Annotated in this window: 16 protein-coding genes and 1 pseudogene; 3 read left to right on the forward strand and 14 right to left on the reverse strand. The window is 60.1% G+C overall.

Translation table 11 applies throughout. The annotated features are described in order from the left end of the window. Positions 1 to 483: 483 nt before the first annotated feature. Both NKH16_RS33520 and NKH16_RS33525 read left to right on the forward strand, forming a co-directional pair. Positions 484 to 723, forward strand: coding sequence for a hypothetical protein (locus NKH16_RS33520; protein WP_352903748.1), 240 nt, complete (start codon positions 484 to 486; stop codon positions 721 to 723). 1,808 nt (positions 724 to 2,531) lie between these two features. Further along, positions 2,532 to 2,810 (forward strand): hypothetical protein, encoded by a 279-nt coding sequence (locus NKH16_RS33525; RefSeq protein ID WP_352903750.1) that lies wholly within the window; start codon positions 2,532 to 2,534, stop codon positions 2,808 to 2,810. A gap of 337 nt (positions 2,811 to 3,147) precedes the next feature. Here NKH16_RS33525 and NKH16_RS33530 read toward each other — a convergent pair whose 3' ends face one another. From NKH16_RS33530 to NKH16_RS33575, 9 genes and pseudogenes are all read right to left on the reverse strand, one after another. Beyond that, on the reverse strand, positions 3,148 to 3,687 hold the full coding sequence (locus NKH16_RS33530; protein ID WP_352618148.1) for a transporter: 540 nt from the start codon (positions 3,685 to 3,687) through the stop codon (positions 3,148 to 3,150). Positions 3,688 to 3,721: 34 nt separating this feature from the next. Further along, positions 3,722 to 4,000 carry a hypothetical protein gene (locus NKH16_RS33535; RefSeq protein ID WP_352903752.1) on the reverse strand — a complete coding sequence of 93 codons (279 nt, stop codon included), beginning with the start codon at positions 3,998 to 4,000 and terminating at the stop codon, positions 3,722 to 3,724. Next, on the reverse strand, positions 3,955 to 4,380 hold the full coding sequence (locus NKH16_RS33540; RefSeq protein ID WP_352903754.1) for a hypothetical protein: 426 nt from the start codon (positions 4,378 to 4,380) through the stop codon (positions 3,955 to 3,957). The genes NKH16_RS33535 and NKH16_RS33540 overlap by 46 nt, the downstream gene beginning before the upstream one ends. 193 nt (positions 4,381 to 4,573) lie before the next feature. Next, positions 4,574 to 5,047, reverse strand: a complete 474-nt coding sequence (locus NKH16_RS33545; protein ID WP_352618179.1) for a nuclear transport factor 2 family protein — start codon at positions 5,045 to 5,047, stop codon at positions 4,574 to 4,576. Between the two features lie 73 nt (positions 5,048 to 5,120). Continuing rightward, a pseudogene (locus NKH16_RS33550) lies at positions 5,121 to 5,614 on the reverse strand (SDR family NAD(P)-dependent oxidoreductase). A gap of 249 nt (positions 5,615 to 5,863) precedes the next feature. Beyond that, positions 5,864 to 6,781, reverse strand: a complete 918-nt coding sequence (locus NKH16_RS33555) for an alpha/beta fold hydrolase (RefSeq protein WP_502896537.1) — start codon at positions 6,779 to 6,781, stop codon at positions 5,864 to 5,866. Positions 6,782 to 7,175: 394 nt separating this feature from the next. After that, a complete protein-coding gene (locus tag NKH16_RS33565; protein WP_352618184.1) occupies positions 7,176 to 8,000 on the reverse strand; it encodes an alpha/beta fold hydrolase in 825 nt (274 codons plus the stop codon). 146 nt (positions 8,001 to 8,146) lie between these two features. After that, positions 8,147 to 8,386, reverse strand: coding sequence for a hypothetical protein (locus NKH16_RS33570; protein WP_352903756.1), 240 nt, complete (start codon positions 8,384 to 8,386; stop codon positions 8,147 to 8,149). Positions 8,387 to 8,469: 83 nt separating this feature from the next. Then, entirely contained in the window at positions 8,470 to 11,208 is a 2,739-nt protein-coding gene (locus NKH16_RS33575; RefSeq protein ID WP_352903758.1) for an ATP-binding protein, read from the reverse strand. A gap of 496 nt (positions 11,209 to 11,704) precedes the next feature. Here NKH16_RS33575 and NKH16_RS33580 point away from each other — a divergent pair, with 496 nt between their 5' ends. Beyond that, a complete protein-coding gene (locus NKH16_RS33580) occupies positions 11,705 to 12,364 on the forward strand; it encodes a tyrosine-type recombinase/integrase (RefSeq protein WP_352903768.1) in 660 nt (219 codons plus the stop codon). Positions 12,365 to 12,504: 140 nt separating this feature from the next. Here the strand turns inward: NKH16_RS33580 and NKH16_RS33585 are convergent, their stop codons facing one another. The 5 genes from NKH16_RS33585 to NKH16_RS33605 all read right to left on the reverse strand — a co-directional run. Continuing rightward, positions 12,505 to 14,733, reverse strand: coding sequence for an adenylate/guanylate cyclase domain-containing protein (locus NKH16_RS33585; RefSeq protein ID WP_352903760.1), 2,229 nt, complete (start codon positions 14,731 to 14,733; stop codon positions 12,505 to 12,507). Positions 14,734 to 15,136: 403 nt separating this feature from the next. Beyond that, positions 15,137 to 15,319 carry a hypothetical protein gene (locus NKH16_RS33590; protein WP_352903761.1) on the reverse strand — a complete coding sequence of 61 codons (183 nt, stop codon included), beginning with the start codon at positions 15,317 to 15,319 and terminating at the stop codon, positions 15,137 to 15,139. Positions 15,320 to 15,397: 78 nt separating this feature from the next. After that, entirely contained in the window at positions 15,398 to 15,592 is a 195-nt protein-coding gene (locus NKH16_RS33595; RefSeq protein WP_352903763.1) for a hypothetical protein, read from the reverse strand. Between the two features lie 137 nt (positions 15,593 to 15,729). Further along, a complete protein-coding gene (locus NKH16_RS33600) occupies positions 15,730 to 15,915 on the reverse strand; it encodes a hypothetical protein (protein ID WP_352903764.1) in 186 nt (61 codons plus the stop codon). A gap of 280 nt (positions 15,916 to 16,195) precedes the next feature. Further along, on the reverse strand, positions 16,196 to 16,749 hold a 554-nt coding region (locus tag NKH16_RS33605), incomplete at its 5' end, for a TCP-1/cpn60 chaperonin family protein (protein WP_352903766.1).

Consider the following 16,749-nt stretch of genomic DNA (forward strand, 5'->3'; position numbering starts at 1 on the left):
ACACGGTGGGCCGGTGCAGCCGGATAACATATCGATCCGAGTTGGCTGCTCCCTTGGTTTCTTTGGCTAGGTCAGATGGCAAAGAAATGACCTGTTGTTGCCTGACGTTCAGTACCCGAAACCTTGCCTTTGCGGGCGGTCCGGATCTCGTCAAATGACGACTGGTCGACAAGACTCAATCCGTCACCTTCCGGCCGCTGCGTCGCCTGCGCTCAGGGGCCGGGCCTCGCAATGTACCTTCCGGCTTGGGGGTCAATCGAATGCATCTCATGGCAAACAGAAGGCGGCCGCTGATGCGTGCGAAGTGGACGACGCCGGCGGCCCTGATCCTGTCGGGGCCGCAATTGGCCCCGCATTAGCAACGGAGGACGTCGTCGGCAACGAATCTGAGCCGCGCTCGGCGCTGGCCGGCCAAGCCGATGGCGACAGCATCACCTTGACCAGCGACATCAGGCTGACTGCGGCGGCGGCAACCTGTCGGATGTGCACAGCAACGTCACCATTTTGGGCGACGGGCATACGCTGGCTGACGGCGGCTATCGCGGGCTGTTCGTCACGTCAGGCACGATCCGCGTTGAGGATTTGAAGATCACCGATGCGCTGGCCCAGGGCGGCAACACACCTGACGGTCTGCCCGATAGTGTCGGGCTGCCGGCCGACGCCCAAGCTTGGCGGTGTTCGAGGGTTCTAGTCCCGCTTTGGGACAATCGGATTGGCGTCTGAATTGCCTCTTGAGACTCACCAGAGTGTAGCTACAGCGCTTGCGAAGGGCATGGAAACGGGTTTAGCCGAGGTTTTGGAGGAGTCAGGCAGACGGCCGAGTTCAACTCCTTGGCATTGGTGGAACGAGAATATCTCTCGATAGTTGTGGGAATGGGTTGCGCGGAATGTGAAATGTATAGGTTGCTCCGAAGAGCTACTCTGAAGCTGAAACACGATACCGGCATCTTTATGCCTGTAGTCTGGCTGCTTGGAGTTTACGTGCTGGCCGCAATCGTGCTGTTTTTTCTGCGGTTGATCAACGTGTTCTAGGATTGAGGAACGCGCGCCCGCAAACGAAGAAAAAGCCCGCCGCACCTTTCGCGGTGGGCTCCGGTCCGACTCACCGTGACGGGCCGCCGCCTATCGTCCCAGTGGTAGCTTGGAGGCCGAACCAAGTTCTTCCTCGTCCTGTATCCCGGCCATCTAGTTCGCGATGATCCGGGACGCGAGCGCCTCACGTTGATACTCAGATTGCGCATCGACCAAGCGTTCGAATACGCGGCCCAGCAGTGCCATCTCGGATGGCCTGAAAACACCAGCGTCTTCGGTTTTTCGATGTATCGGCGTGACAAACCCCCTTCGCCACAGGACTTTGTTCGTGCAGAATTACCATACACCAAATCGCCGCCGCCGGTCCCTGAAACCGCAGGCACGGAAAACGACAAAACTTCCAGAGGGTTTTTGGCTGCCAGTGGGCAGCGGAGGCTCGTTGTGTGCGGCCGCTGGCGCTCCGCATCGAGCTTCGTGCGTCACCGCACCACCACAGCCACAAGGAACGCGACGGCCTCTCCGCTCGTTGATTGCTGTTCGAATCGAGCGTGATTTTTGGTTTCAACAAGCAAGTAGCCGAAGGCGGAGCACAGCGTAAGGACCAGCCGATCGAGCATTGAGGTGCTTCGGTTGAGATCGATCCGAATTGACAGAGGGCGGCGAGCGACTTTAAGGCACCTTCTTCATTATGCGAGCCTCGCGCAGCAACGACGGGCGATCGTAGGTCTCGCGCCTGGTTCTCCGAGATGCCGGTCTCTTTGGCCAGGTAACGGGCTGCGGATGGTCCCGCTCAGCACGGCGGGCACGGTCGTCGTTGTCGTCGAACATGGTGATGAGTTGTCCCTTCTCACGTTCGCCTCAATCCTTGACATAGAGAGTTGTTCCCCAGCGGACGCAAAAAGTTTGATCCAGATGTTCCTCGACCAGCACGTCAGCAGCATTTACCACCAGCTGTAGGCCATGCCCGGATTGTCAGTCCTGACCGGAACCGGAAGAGAGAACCACCGCCTATCCTTCGCGCTATTCGCGAACATCGAAAAGGACGAATAGCCCGATCGCGGTTGCGGTGAAGACAGTCATCTCCGCCAGTTCGCAATCGGTCTCGTTGAGGTAGGGCCAAATTCGCAGCTACTCCATTGGGCATGGGGTTCGGACATCGCGCTTCGCAAGCCCCGACCGGTCCTTGATGGCCCTCTACATTGCTCGCGACCTGGCGACGGCCATCGCCGAGGCGGATATTCGCGGCCGGTTCGATTGAAAATCTGACCGCACGCTGCATCTCTCGGAAATCGCTGGCTGGGCCGTGTCCGAAGTCTATGCTACGTCGCCCTGACGGTGATCGACGTCCGGACCACCGGCCTGCTGCGGTTTGGGATCAGCACCGACGCTGCACGTGCCAAACTTGATCTCCGGGGATACGCCACGGCGCCTGCTTGATTTATGCGGGAGTCTCCCGACTACATTGCTGGATGGGTAGCACGCCACAACTCGAAACGGTTTTGATCGAGATGATTGTCCAAGCTGCAGATTTTCCAGCGGCCAGCTTCGATTCCGTAGCAGGCGACTGCGCCGATAAATCTGGAGCCCGAATACTCTTCAATGTTCGCGTTGACAGCCATGCGGATGTTCAGCGAGTTGCCGCGATCGCGAGCAAATCGGACGGGGGGATGACTCCTTTGCTTCTGCTGTTGGATCGTACGGGGACATCGATCAATATCCATGAGGTACCGGTTCAGGACTACCCGTTGGTAGTCTCCATCGCCCGTTGGGCCAATTAGCCCCTTCACTCGCAAGCCATTACCAGCGTCAATGTCGACGTTACCCTGCTCCTGGACGCTGTCGCATCCGAAGCACGGCCGGATTAGCTGAATTGCGGACTCAGCTGATGTTAGCGGGGCCCACGCGTTATGAACGGGGCCCCACTCCTCCTACTGCTTTGTGCATTCCACACTGCCAATTATGCGACTTTTGAAGCACAAATCATGAACATCCGTTGGGCCTGAACTTGCTAACTCAACGTCGGCTTTGCGCCCCATCTCGGCCGTAGAGACTAGCTTTGCCACCGCCTGAAAGCGGACCTTGCTGCACCGCGAAGAAAACTGCGTCTGTGGAGCGTCACGGGAGAGTCCTCTCTTTCTCAGATAGCCTCGGAACCGAAGCCAAGAGCGCATGAACGGCCCGCGACGGCGGCCAATCGCCATCGCCGATTATAAGCAGGCCGCCACCCGCGCCTTTCGGTTGGATGTCGAACAGGCTTGGGAGGACTGCAACCGGTTTGCCGGCCTGCAGAAATCGACCGATCAGCGACCCCGCCAAGCCGTCATCGTTGCTGCTCCAGATTGAGCCCGGCAAACCGACGCAGAAGCCACCATGAAAATCCTCGATGAAGACTTGGCCAAAGGTAAGCGTGTTTGCCAGATCATCGCGAGCATGCCGGTCGCTTCGAAACCGCGCCGCCAGTTCGCTGCCTTCCCCGCCGGGTCGTTTGGGCCGCGTCGGCCAGGGATAGCCTCCTGATACCGACGCAAGCAGCATTTCAGCGCCGGCATCCAGAAGCGCGTAGTAGACGGCAAGGAACCGAGAGAACTCAACACAACCGTCGCCGGACGCGGGACTGAGCATGACAGCAATGCGAATTGGCGCTTCCGGAAACACGTTGCTTTACTCCACCCGTGAGCCTTGTGAACCGTCAACCTGCTGCGGCAGAGGTTTGCTCGACCGGCAAACGCGCCCCGATCCATGCCAGCACATCCGACATGACCGTTGCGCGGCCAAGATCGTTCAGCAGGTCGTTAAAGTGGGAGGGATAGAACTTGAGCGTCTTGTCGGACGAGCCCACAATGTCGAAAACAATTGGCTGCCGGCCGGCTTCGTCCCCTTGTCCGCCGTGCCGTGCAGAATGAAGACCGGCAGCGCAATGAACTACGCCGAATATCGGCGCTTCCGATGTTTGCGATTTGTCCTGCATCCGTCTACACTCCCGGTGAGTGGCGAAAGCTGCCGCAATATCGTTTTCGGTAAAGCCGGGGGTATGTGTTGCGGGCAGTTCCAGTCGAAGGCCTCGACCTTGATGAGCATCACGCGCTCGACCGCCGAAGCATAGTCGGCGAGTGTCAGCCTTGCCGCGAGCGCCGCATCATCTTGGGTACCGATGACATGCATTCGACCGAAGACCTTGAGACGGCGCCTGTTCGGAGAGTCGATCAGCAGCAGCGAAATACGGCTGTCCGTGGCGACGTTGCCGGTGGAACCGACTTCACGGCGTGCATAAGCGCTGCGGCTGCCCATCGTTTGCTGCACGGATTTCACTGCGTCAGTGAACCCGATTTCGGCGAATTTGTGGGCCATTCATTGCTCCCTGCGAGCCGCTAGATGGTGGGCTAGATGGCACGAGAACCCAGACGATTTGGCAGATCCGTGGGGCCAACTTCGAGATTTCCCCGAGTCCGTTCTTCTGGCGGATGGCGGCTCGCGCCTTCGAAGCCATGTTCGCGGAGGATCTCGGCAAGAACCGGAATAAAGTTCGAACCTTCTCCGACGATTACAATCCTAAATCCGACAGGCCCGGATGATCGGCCGGACGTGGTCCGGAACGGTCCCAGAACAATTCGCGTTCTGATTCCTGAATTGGCAAATCATTGATGCAGGCAAAGCGCTTTTGCATCAGGCCGTTTTCGTCGAATTCCCAATTCTCATTGCCATAGGCACGGAACCAGTTGCCGGAATCGTCGTGATATTCATAGGCGAAGCGAACGGCGATGCGGTTGTCCGTGAAGGCCCAAAGTTCCTTGATCAGCCGATAATTCAGTTCACGCACCCACTTGCCGGTCAGGAAGGCGACGATAGCATCGCGCCCCTGCACAAAAGTCGAGCGATTGCGCCAATAGCTGTCAACAGTATAGGCGAGCGAAACGCGTTCGGGATTGCAGCTGTTCCAGCCATCTTCTGCACTGCGAACCTTCTGGATGGCGGTTTCGCGGGTGAATGGCGGTAGCGGCGGGCGTTGTTCAGGCATGATCTTTCTCTTTTCAGTCAGTGTTCCGATTGGCAAGCGGTTGTGTCACGGTCCCCACGACGTAACCTGAAATCTAAATCTGCGCGGAGCCGCCATCCACAAACAGCTCGCTTCCCGTGACGAAGCTGCTGTCGCTGGAAGCAAGGAAGAGGGCCGCGCTTGCGGTTTCGTCGGGGTCAGCGAGACGCCCTAACGGCGTTCTTGTCGACACGAACCGGATCATCTCTTTGTGTGCCTCCTCGGATGGCGCGAGCTCGTGCCAGCCGGCAGTAGAGGTCGCGCCGGGAACAAGTATGTTGACGCGGATCCCTCGGCCGGCCAGATCGAGTATCCAACTGCGCGCGAAGTTGCGGATTGCTGCCTTGCTGGCGCCGTAGACGCTGAACCGCCCTGAATGCCTCGCGAATCATTGCCAACTTCGTTGACGGCCGCATCGAGTTCCTTGTTTCGTCGGCCGGTCATGAATACACGGGCGCCTTCCGCCGCAAACCGTTTTGCCGCGGCCAAACCGATGCCACTCGTTGCACCGGTGATCACTGCGACTTTTCCGTTGAGCTTGCTCATCACGAAATCTCCTGATCCAAGTTGGCCGCGGCGGCGATGAAGAGAGACGGTATGGTCCGCGCCTGCGGCTGGCGGGCGAACCTCATTGACGGCGCTCAGGTTTCGACTGAGCACACCCATCGAGCGCCGGCAGGCGGCCAGGCAGCACAGGCAAAAAGCCGCGAGGCGAAAGTAAATTCTGGCGGGCGTTTTCCGGCCATCCGCTGGCGGCCGTAACGCCGCCAGCGCTCAGATCGCGGGGCTGACGCCGGCTCAGTTAGTAACCACCTTGCGGTCCAGGAAGTCCCGGATAAGCGGAACCATCTCGTCCAGCTTGTCTTCGAGCGCGAAATGCCCGGTGTCCAGCAAATGAAGCTCGGCTCCTGGCAAATCACGAAGATATGGGCCGGCGCCATCGGCGGGGAAGATTTTGTCGTTCTTGCCCCATACGATCAGCATCGGCGGCTTGCGCTCGCGGAAAAATGCCTGGAATTTCGGGTAGAGTGGAACGTTGCTGCCATAGTCGTGGAAGAGATCGAGCTGAATGTCCTTGTTGCCGGGACGGTCGAGCAGGACTTGGTCATGTCCCCAATTGTCCGGGTCGATCCGGGAAACGTCGGCTACGCCGTCCGTGTATTGGAATTTCGTGATGGCAGGCGTGACAAGGAAACTCAGCGCCTTCCGATGCGCGGCCGAACCGTCCGCCCAATAGGCCTTGATCGGATCCCAGAATTCCTTCAGGCCCTCCTCGTAAGCGTTGCCGTTTTGCACGATCAAGGCGGTTACCCGTTCCGGATGTTTGAGCGCGAGCCGGTATCCGACCGGAGCGCCATAATCCATGACGTACATCGCGTAGTTGTTCGCGCCGAGTCGCCCCAGCAAGCCATCCACCAGATCGGTGTAGTGAGCGAAGGTGTACGCGAATTTGGTGTGATCAGGTGCCGCGCTCTCGCCAAATCCCGGGTAGTCGGGCGCGATCACGTGATAGCGGTCGGCAAGCGCCGGGATCAGATTGCGAAACATGTGTGAAGAGGTCGGGAAGCCGTGAAGCAGAAGCACAACCGGCGCGTTAGCCGGCCCTGCCTCACGATAGAAAACGTCGACGCCACTGATCTTGACGGTGTGGTAATGGGTGGTCGAGTCCACGGTCTCAGCGGCGGCGCTTACAGGGGCATTGACCATCATCGGCATTGGGCTCGAGGAAAGCAGTGCAGCAGCGAACACCAGCGCGGTGCGGCGGGTATTGAAAGTGAACATTTGATCTCCTTTGTCCGGCGGCTGCCGGTATTGTTGAGGAAAGGCGCTACGCGGGCACGCGGTTGCCCGCGTAGCGCAGTCAACGGCCTGTGGGGGAGGATGCGGGTAGTCAGCCGTTTTGCGTATGAAGGCGAGGAGCTCCGCGGTCACCTCGTCTTTGTGTGTGGTGCATAAACCGTGCGGTGCACCTTTGATCACCTATCAGCTTCGCCGACAGCAGCGCCGAATCCGCGATCGGGACGATCTGATCGTCGTCTCCGTGCAGGACGAGCGTCGGTAGGTCGACGTGCTGGTTGAATTCACGGCAAGTCTCCGCTTTCGCTGCCAGCTAACCTTTGATGAAGGCGAGCAGGTCGGGGTTTACGATCTCGGGATGCGTAGCGCAGAGTCCGTGCGGCAGACCCTCATAGGTCTTCAGCGTGCCACGCTTGAGCAGCTTGACGGAAAGCGGCGCGGAATCCGCGTAAGGAACGACCTGGTCGTCATCGCCGTGCATGACCAGCACCGGAACGTCGATCTCCTTGAGATCCTCGGTGAAGTCTGTCTCGGAGAAGGCCTTGATGCAGTCGTAGTGCGCCTTCGCGCCGCCCATCATGCCCTGCCGCCACCAGTTCTCGATGAGACCCTGCGAAATCTTCGCGCCTGGCCGGTTGAAGCCGTAGAAGGGGCCGGAAGGAACGTCGATGTAGAATTGAGCGCGGTTCGCGACAAGCGCTGCTCTGAATCCGTCGAACACTTCGATCGGCAGGCCGCCTGGATTCTTGTCCGATTTCACCATGATTGGCGGCACCGCCCCGATGAGCACCGCCTTGGCAACCCGCCCCGGTTCGGCGCGCGCCACATAGTGCGCGACCTCGCCGCCGCCGGTCGAATGACCGATGTGGACGGCTTCCTTGAGGTCCAGCGCCTCGGCCAGCTCCGCGACATCGGCGGCATAGGTGTCCATTTCGTTTCCCGTGGCGGTCTGGGTCGAGCGGCCGTGGCCCCGGCGATCATGCGCAATGACACGGTAGCCATTTTCCAGGAAGAACAGCATCTGATTGTCCCAGTCGTCGGCGCTGAGCGGCCAGCCGTGATGGAAGACGATCGGCTGGCCCGCCCCCCAATCCTTGTAGAAGATCTCGGTGCCGTCCTTGGTGGTGATGAAGCCCATGGTCTGTTTTCCTTTTCTGGTTTGGGTGGCAGCTTCCACTGAGAGCGCCTGGGTTGGGTTCGCCGGCAGTAGCGTCGCTGCGGCGCTGGCCATGCCTGCCGCAAGCACGTCGCGACGGGTGAAAGAAGCGGAGAATAGGAAGGCGCTCATGGCCGCGTCTCATCGCCCAAGAAGCGGGTGACCTCCTCGCGGAACTCACGCGGGTAGGCGATGCCGCCAACATCGAGCGTCTGCGTCTCTACGCAAGCGGCACCGCATGCCGCTGCTTGATTTTGCTGAACCGGAGTTGTGGCCAGTACAGCAGTTGTCAGAACAGAGAGCAGTGCGGTGCGGGTCAGGTCGGCCACGACCGTTCGACGAAAGGAGGTAATGCGGGTTGAGTTCATCGCTCTGTTCCTGGGCACAGTGTGTGCTTCGTTCGGTGCCGAAACAGTCGCGCAGGAGAGCGGTGTAATCCAGTAAATCGATGCTAAACGGTGCTAACGTGCCTGTTTAGCGCGGCAAGACTGTCGGCTGAACGTCGCTCCAGGATTGTGGCTCCCTGATCACGGGCAATCGTCATCGCACGCTCAAAGAGCGCCCGGGCGTCGGGCCGGCGGGAGGATTGCCCGGCCAAGATCGTGCCCTTCTGGCGAATCAGCTCAGCGCAATACCAAGCCTCGCCGCTAACTTGACATCGCGACAGTGCGCCATCCAGCAAAGCCATGGCTTCCGGTTCACGGCCAAGCCTCGTTAACCCGGAGGCGAGGATTGACTGGAAGACCGTTTGATAGAGATAGAATCCCGCGCGATCCAACCGGTCGAGAGCTTCGCGAACGAGGGTGACGCCTGTCGCCGCCTCGCCACTCCGGATCAGGATGTCGCCCTCGAAGCACTCCGCATAGGCATGCCAGACATCAAGCGCATGATCTCTCGTGCGTCGATGCAGCATTTCGGTGTAGCGTTCGGCGCGTGCCAGATCACCCGCCATCAGCGACACCGGACAGGCCGCGTCCGAAAGCGCGTGGCAAAGCGTGAGATTGTGGCCTGCGGCAATCGCTGTTTCGATAAGGTCGTCTATCTCGCGCAGAGCTTCGTCTGTCTTGCCGCGAAGCCACAGCACACGCGCGAACGTAATGCGAGCGGTAATGCGCTGTTCATATTGAAAGCGCGCAAGGTGTGCTCTGTTAGCCGGCGCTTTATAGGCGGCCAACATGCGCCGCACATGGTCCTCCGCACCGGCCTGGTCGCCAAGCAGGTGCAGCGACCTGGCCTTCATCCTCTCGCCAATAAGCCGATCGGCGTCGTCGGTCGACCGCTCCGACAGTATGCGAAAGGCTTCGGCCATCTCGAGCCCGGCGCGGGGTTCGCCGCTGTTGGTTCGATCCACCCAGAGTGCCCAGAGGGCACGCAACTGGAAGTCCACGTCGTCAACGTTGCGGGCGATCTCGAGCGCGTGCGTCCACGCCTCAGCGCCGCTGGGTCGGCCCGAAATCGCGCGCATATGCGGAAATCCCAATGCCGCATGCAGCTGCATCAGACTCCGTTTGTCGGCTTCCGGCTGCTTTTCAAGCCAGTCCAGCGCTTGCTGGACACGCGACAGGCATTCGTCGACGAGCGACAGCTGATACCACAATGGGATCGCCGCGATTGTCATCGCAACGCCCATCGCGCTCTCGCCTGCTGGCGAAAAGCACCAGTCGAGGGCCGCGCGCAGATTGCCGATGTCGCGGCTGTAGATTTCCGGGGATACCGGCTCCTGCGCGACCTGCCACTGTCGCGCGGCATCGTCGAAATGCGTGCGGTAGTGGGTCGCATGCCTGTATGACGCCTCGTTCTCGAAGCCGGATGCCGAAAGCTTCTTCGCCGCATAGGCGCGCGTCATGTCGAGCAGGCGGTAGCGGATGGGATGCGCGCTGCGGTCGGCGACCACAAGCGATTTCGCGATGAGGTCAACGATACTGCCTTCCACATCGACCGCCCCTTCGCCCGATACAACGGCGCGCGCCGCTTCGAGCGTGAATTCCTGGTTGAACAGCGATAGCTGGGCAAGGACGAACTGTTGTGTCGACGAGAGCAGCGTATAGCTCCAGTCCAACGTCGCCCGCAGCGTCTGGTGGCGTGGAAGCGCCGTGCGACGTCCCCGGGTCAGGATGTCGAAATTGTTCCGCAACGATTCCGCGACGCCTGCAATGCCCAAGGTGTCCACACGCCCGGCGGCCAGCTCGATGGCAAGCACGATGCCGTCGAGCCGGCGACAAATCTCGCCCACGATCGGCGCTTCGGCGTTGCTCAGGAAATAGCCGCCGACGCTGGCTGAAACGCGTTCGACGAAAAGCTGGACTGCCGGGAAACGCAGCGCAGTAGGGCCGTCGAGCGCTTCGTTGGTGCCTGGACAGTCCAGGGGTAGCAGGCGAAGAACCCATTCAGCTGGGATACGAAGCGGTTCCCTGCTGGTCGCAAGGATGGTCAACTGCTGCGTCTCGGCGATCAGGGTTTCCGCGACGACCGCCACCTCGTCGATCAGATGTTCGCAACAATCCAGGATGAGCAGCATCGAGCGGTGGTTGAGCTGTCTGGCAAGCTCGGCAAGAGGATCAGACGACGAGAGCACACAGCCTGCCTTGGCGGCAATCGACCCGGTGAGCAGTTCTCCGTTCGAAATCCCAGCGAGATCCACAAATGCGGTCCCGCCCGGATACTGGTCTTTGAGACGGTCCGCAAGCGCGATTGCCACCGTCGTCTTTCCTATACCACCTGGTCCTACGACCGTAAGCAGCCTTTGCTCCGGCATCTGTCGCTCCAGCAGATCAATAACCGCCTCCCTGCCGATAACTCGGTTCGCAAGACGGGGCACCGACGGCTTGCCGCCAAAGGCCGGCTGCCCCTCTAGACTGACAGGGGCCGCCTTATGAGAGACCGCGGCCACAAAGCTGTAGCCCCGGCCGGGGATGTTGGAGATGTATTGCGGAGCGTCGCTGCTTTCGCCAAGAATCCTGCGGAGCGATGCGATGTGAACGCGCAGGTTGTTTTCTTCGACGAACGTGTTCCGCCAGACCAGCGAGACGAATTCATCCTTAGAGATGACTTCGCCGGGCCGCGACGCCAGGACGATGAGGATGTCCAGCGCACGGCTGCCGATCTTCAATCTTTGATCGCCCTGCAGTAGCATGCGCTCGGCGGGCACCAGTGTAAACGACCCGAAGGAGAGTGCGACGCTCGTCTTCAACTCAAAACTCAGATTGATGCCCGGATAATTTAGAACTCCATAATGCATAACGCGAGGAAACAGGCCAGCCTGTCGGACGCGCCTCCTTCGTTGAACTCCCGTCCGCGCGATTTAGAGCGATCGCTCAAAGCGGGGGTGACGCTCGCAATGTCCGGTTTGGGATCAGGAACGCTGGTTGCGGTGAAGGGTCGGTTATCGAGCAGCGAAATGGGCTGATGAAGGGCGGCTCAGCGGTCAGGTCACGACACATATTGACACCGGATCGAGTCAGCATTTCCGATCCCGCCGGAAGTTAGCTTTCGGGACATTAGAAAGCGACCGGACTGAACGTCCGCTCTTGAAGATCGGCAGCTGAGAGCTGTCAGTGCGCTCCCGGCCCAGACCCTGACAGGCCATACGCGTTCCTCCTGGGGCCAATCATGGCCGAAGGAGAAGCCAAATGGGACATTCACACTACGACCCCGTTGCCACCAATCACTGCGCTTGGAATGCGGGCATGAAGGTTGGCACGAAACGCCCTCTTAAGCCTCGGCAGATATGGGCGATCCGTTTCTTCCTTGATCGGGAGCAGCGCCTGCGCGATCGAGCGCTCTTCGATCTGGCGATCGACAGCAAGCTTCGGGGCTGCGATCTCGTTAAGATCAAGATCGGCACTCTTGTAATCGGCCCGGAAATCCGCAGCCGCGCGATGGTAGTGCAACAGAAAACGGGGCGGCCAGTGCAGTTCGAGTTGATGGGTGACGCTCGCGCGAGCCTTCTCGTGTGGCTGGAACGCTGGAACGACGCGGCGGGACCGTTGATGACTATGCATTTCCGAGCAGGATCGACCGCGCAGCGCGCAGCTCACCTGAGCACGAGACAGTATGCCCGTCTCGTCGACGAATGGGTCGCGGCGATCGGGCTTAGACCCCAGGAATACGGCACGCATTCTCTGCGACGCACCAAGGCGTCCATCATCTACAAGGCGACGGGAAATCTTCGAGCCATCCAGATCCTGCTTGGCAGCTTGGCCACACCAAGATCGAGAACACGGTCCGTTATCTCGGTGTCGACGTCGAGGATGCCCTTGAACTTGCCGAGGCAACGGAGGTCTGACCAACAGCGGCTCCACTTCCCGATTGGAGCCGCGAATGCTTTGCGCCCATGTCGGCCGTAGAGATTGGCTTAGCAGCTGCCTGAAAGCAGACGTGGCCAGCGACAGGGCCGGACGTCTTGATTGCGCCAATTGTCGACGTTTGCAGTTATGCCAACAACGTCGCGTCTACTCGGCAAGCAGACTTACCGGCATTTGGGAGTTCACTTGACGACCGAAAACTCGAACTGGTCCCCGCGGTAAACGGCCTTGTATTCGTCGTCGCGCCCCGGCGTCCTGAACACATTGCGAAAAATCGCCCCACAGCTTGTCAGTTCTCTGGGAAAGGCGTTGCACAAGAAATCGCCTTGCACCCACGAGGTTCCTACGCGGCTCCTCTGGCCAACGGTCTCGCTGACGGCGCCGTCGACCGAGGTTGTGCGCTGCATCGGCAGGAACGTGGGCATTACCAATTTTCCGCGCGTTTCGTGCCCGAACATGAGAGACTTTATTTCCGCCCCTGTGAGCCGGTCCTTCGGATTCGTGCCTGCCTTTGCCAATGCCGACAGCTCTGGCACACCTGCCTTGGTCAGCCCGGCCAAAAGGCGTTCGATATCGGCCGTATTCTTGAACACCATGTAATCCTGGGTCATCAACTGGCTCGGCCCCCTGTCCACCCGCCCAACAACCTTCCTAAGCGTTTCCAAAGCCGCCGCGGCCTGGTCTGTGCGCCCAAGATGCCCATAAGCCGAAATAAGGACCTGCAGGGCATAAAATTTCGCCCGTGGATCGGCCGATATAAGGTCCATCTTCTCGATAGAGCGAACCGCGTCCTCAAACTTCTCCTGGCCGAACTCGGCCAGTCCGGCTTGGTAGCGCCTGTAGTCCATCCACGAGTTTGGGTCGACGCGCGCAGCCGCATCGAGATAGCTAAGCACTTCCTTCGGCCTGCCGTTGAAATTCAGAGCATTGGCCAGCGAGAGATAATTCCAAGTATCGCTGGGATCGAGCGCCACCGACTTCAGAAGAACGGTAACTGCGTCGTCCGAGTCGTGCTCGCGGACCATCAACTCGGCGACGAGCTGATAGTAACCCGGCGAAGGATCCCTGGCCGCCGCTTCCAGGGTTTCATAGATCTTGCCCTGGGCCACGTCCGTCGTAAGCCCCATTACTACGACCCGACCGACATCCGCGTCCCAGTAGGCCCAGGCGAGCTGGGCGTACGCCGCGCCGAAATCGGGGTCGAGTTGCACGGCTTGCTGGAAATACTTCACAGCCTGCGCAAACTCCTCGGGCGTGTTGATACGGTTGTAGATGTCCATCCCCTTGAGATAGGCCTCATAGGCCTCGGGATTACTGGTGCCTCCGGCCCGGGTAGCCGGCGCGCCGCTCACCAGGCGGAGCTGGAGCGCACCCGCGATGCTGCTGACAACGCTGTCCTGCAGCGCGAATACGTCTGCCCACCGGCCGTCGAAACGCTCCGCCCAGAGATGTCTGGAAGTCGAGCCATCGATCAGCTGCGCATTGATGCGCATGTCGTCGCCGACGCGGCGAATCGAGCCTTTCAGCAGGTACCGGACGCCCAATGCCGCCGCAATCTCCTTCGGGTCCTTGTCCTTGTAAGCGGAGGCCGCGTTGGGGGAGAAGACGAAAAGACCCGGCACACGCGCCAGTGCGGTCGTCAGATCCTCGGTGAAGCCGTTGGCGAGATATTCTTGTTCCTTGTCGTCGCTGAGATTGTCGAAGGGCAGGACGACTAGCGAGGGCCGGGTGTCGGCTGCCTCGCTGACGGTCGGAACGGCAAGCGGTGCAGGCCTCTCCCACGGCTGCCACCATGCTACTGCAAGGCCGAGAGCCAGGACGAGAATTCCCGCCGCGGCCGGAAAACGCCAGGCGCGCGGCTGGCGGCGAGCATGGAGGGTCTTGCCCGCTGCCGCTGGATCAAGCAGTACGCGATACGCCCGAACTGGTTCGGTGATATTCTTGACCCTCTGTTCGCCCATTGACTCAAATGTGAACGCCAGCTTCCTCTCGACCTCCTTGGCCACTTTTCCCGAGACGCAGATGCCGCCTGGCTCCGCCAACTGCTGAAGTCTGGCCGCGATGTTGACCCCATCGCCATACCGGTCGTCGCCGTCAACGATCACCTCGCCGAGGTTGATCCCGATCCGCACCTGAATCTGTTCCGCTTCGGGAAGCGAGGCGTTGCGCTCGGACAGGCCGCGCTGCAGCGACACTGCACATTCGACGGCATCGACGACACTGCCGAATTCGGACAGCATCCCATCGCCCATCAGCTTGAAGATATGGCCGTGGTGGCGAGCAATTTCGGGTTCGAACAATTCTTTGCGCCCGGCACGAAGGCGTTCGAATGTACCGGCCTCATCGCGCTCCATCAGAGCCGAATAGCCCACTACATCTGCGGCTAAAATCGCGGAAAGCTTGCGATCCATTGTCGGCCTCGCCCCAGCGGATCATAGTATTGGTTGTTCTGAAAGGAAACCGACCTCACCAGCAAATCCCTTCTCCCGCACGTTTGATGGACCGCTGATACGGCGAGGTGTAACCAATGTCGTAGTCACCACATTCGAGACATTAGAGCTTGCCTGCCGGAATGGCTCGTTTGGGTCAGGGCTTGCCGTTTGAGCCGGCCGCCGGAACGGGCAACTAGCGCCAGAAGCGGCCGTCTATGGGTTCGCCGCCAAATGGCGTCTTTGGGGTCAAAAGTTCGCGTTCGCGACAGGCCGGATCGCGGCAATGTCGGCCGTAGAAGATCAGTTCTGCGACTTCCTGAAAGCTGACGATCGGCTTGGGCTGCATGATGTCCGGGTTTTGCCCAAAGGGGAGATAGGGGCATCAAATCAGGCGGTTGTTTTCCGCAATTTGACGCGCCCGCCGCACCGTGCCGTCGGTGTCGGCGGACTTTCGTCTTGTTGCTTCGTCGCTTCTGATTGTCAGCCGCTTCGACAGGATTTTTCCAGTTCCGACGATTGGCTTGACCGGTATGGCCGGAGCGTCCGGAGTTTTCATATTCCTCATGCTTATTGTCCTTTTTGACAAAAAATGAAAGAGAGCGCGGAGCGGCTGTCCGCCCCGGCACCTTGCACGGCGATAAGATTACGGTCGCACGATCCAGGCCAGCAACGCCGGATCAAAATCCGAGTTGCCGGTATAGTCGCGGATCAAAAGCGCGGCGTATGCCTGCCATTGATCCTCGGGGGTCTGCTTTTCAATGACCGATGTTCTGAACGCGTCACGCAGGATATTGCAGTCAAAACTGGAAATCACATCGGCCGATTGATCGTTGTCCATAATGCGGCTCCCATCGAGTACGATGGGCGCTCTCAAGCGCCGGTGCCCATTGTTCTGCGGCCGGCGACAACGGACTGTACGCCCCCCACAGGTGCTTAGCGAATCATTCCGGCGAATTTGCTCTGCGGCGCGTCAGCTCAGCGGCCGGTCTGTTCCCGCCGCTTGGCGTCTTGATCGTTCAGCCGGCCGACCATCTCGTCCGCTTCGCCGGCATTGATGCCGACCATGACCCTATTGTTGGACTCGGCGGGCTGGCCGGTGAAAACGTCGAAAACTGTCCAACTGTCCGGGCGGTCCATGCGAAGCGCGTAGCGGTTTGCCATACTCGCGTCCTATTCATTTTCGCCGGCACCAATGTGTGTCGATCGGTTCAGGCCTGCAGAATGAAAAACACTGCCGCCAGGACAACGACTGTCCACAGCGCCACGCACACCTTCAAAGCCAGGCCCCCGTGCGACGAGATGCCCTGCCGCATGCGGGCTACCCCGTTCTTCATTCTCCTGCCCGGCGCGGCCGCAACGGCGACCGGCGGCTTGACCGCAAGCCTCCGAATACCGGAAGCAGCGTCGGCTCACGCACGGACTTCTCCAGACGCCAAGGTCTCTATCCCATGCCACCGCCACCGCCGCCCGCAGGTGCGGCATCCTTGGCCGGAATGTCGGTGATCATCGCTTCGGCGGTGATCAGAAGGGCCGCGATAGAGCCGGCATCCTGCAGCGCGGTGGGCACCACTTTCGCCGGGTCAACGATGCCTGCCTTGATCATGTCGACATAGGTCTCGTTCTGGGCGTCGAAGCCCTGATTGTGGTCCTTGCTGTCGATCAGCTTGCCGACGACGATCGAGCCTTCGACGCCGGAATTCTCGGCGATCTGGCGGATCGGCGCTTCGAGAGCCCGAAGCACGATCGAGATGCCCGCGGTAACATCGGCATTGGCGCCATTCAAGCCGGCCAGTGCCGACCTGGCACGCAGCAGTGCCACGCCTCCGCCGGGCACGATGCCTTCTTCAACCGCGGCGCGCGTTGCGTTCAGCGCATCGTCGATGCGGTCCTTCTTTTCCTTGACTTCCGACTCGGTCGCGCCGCCGACGCGGATGACGGCAACGCCGCCCGCCAGCTTGGCGAGACGTTCCTGCAGCTTCTCCTTGTCATAGTCGG

The organism is Mesorhizobium sp. M1307 (assembly GCF_040318155.1).
Taxonomy (GTDB): Bacteria; Pseudomonadota; Alphaproteobacteria; order Rhizobiales; family Rhizobiaceae; genus Mesorhizobium.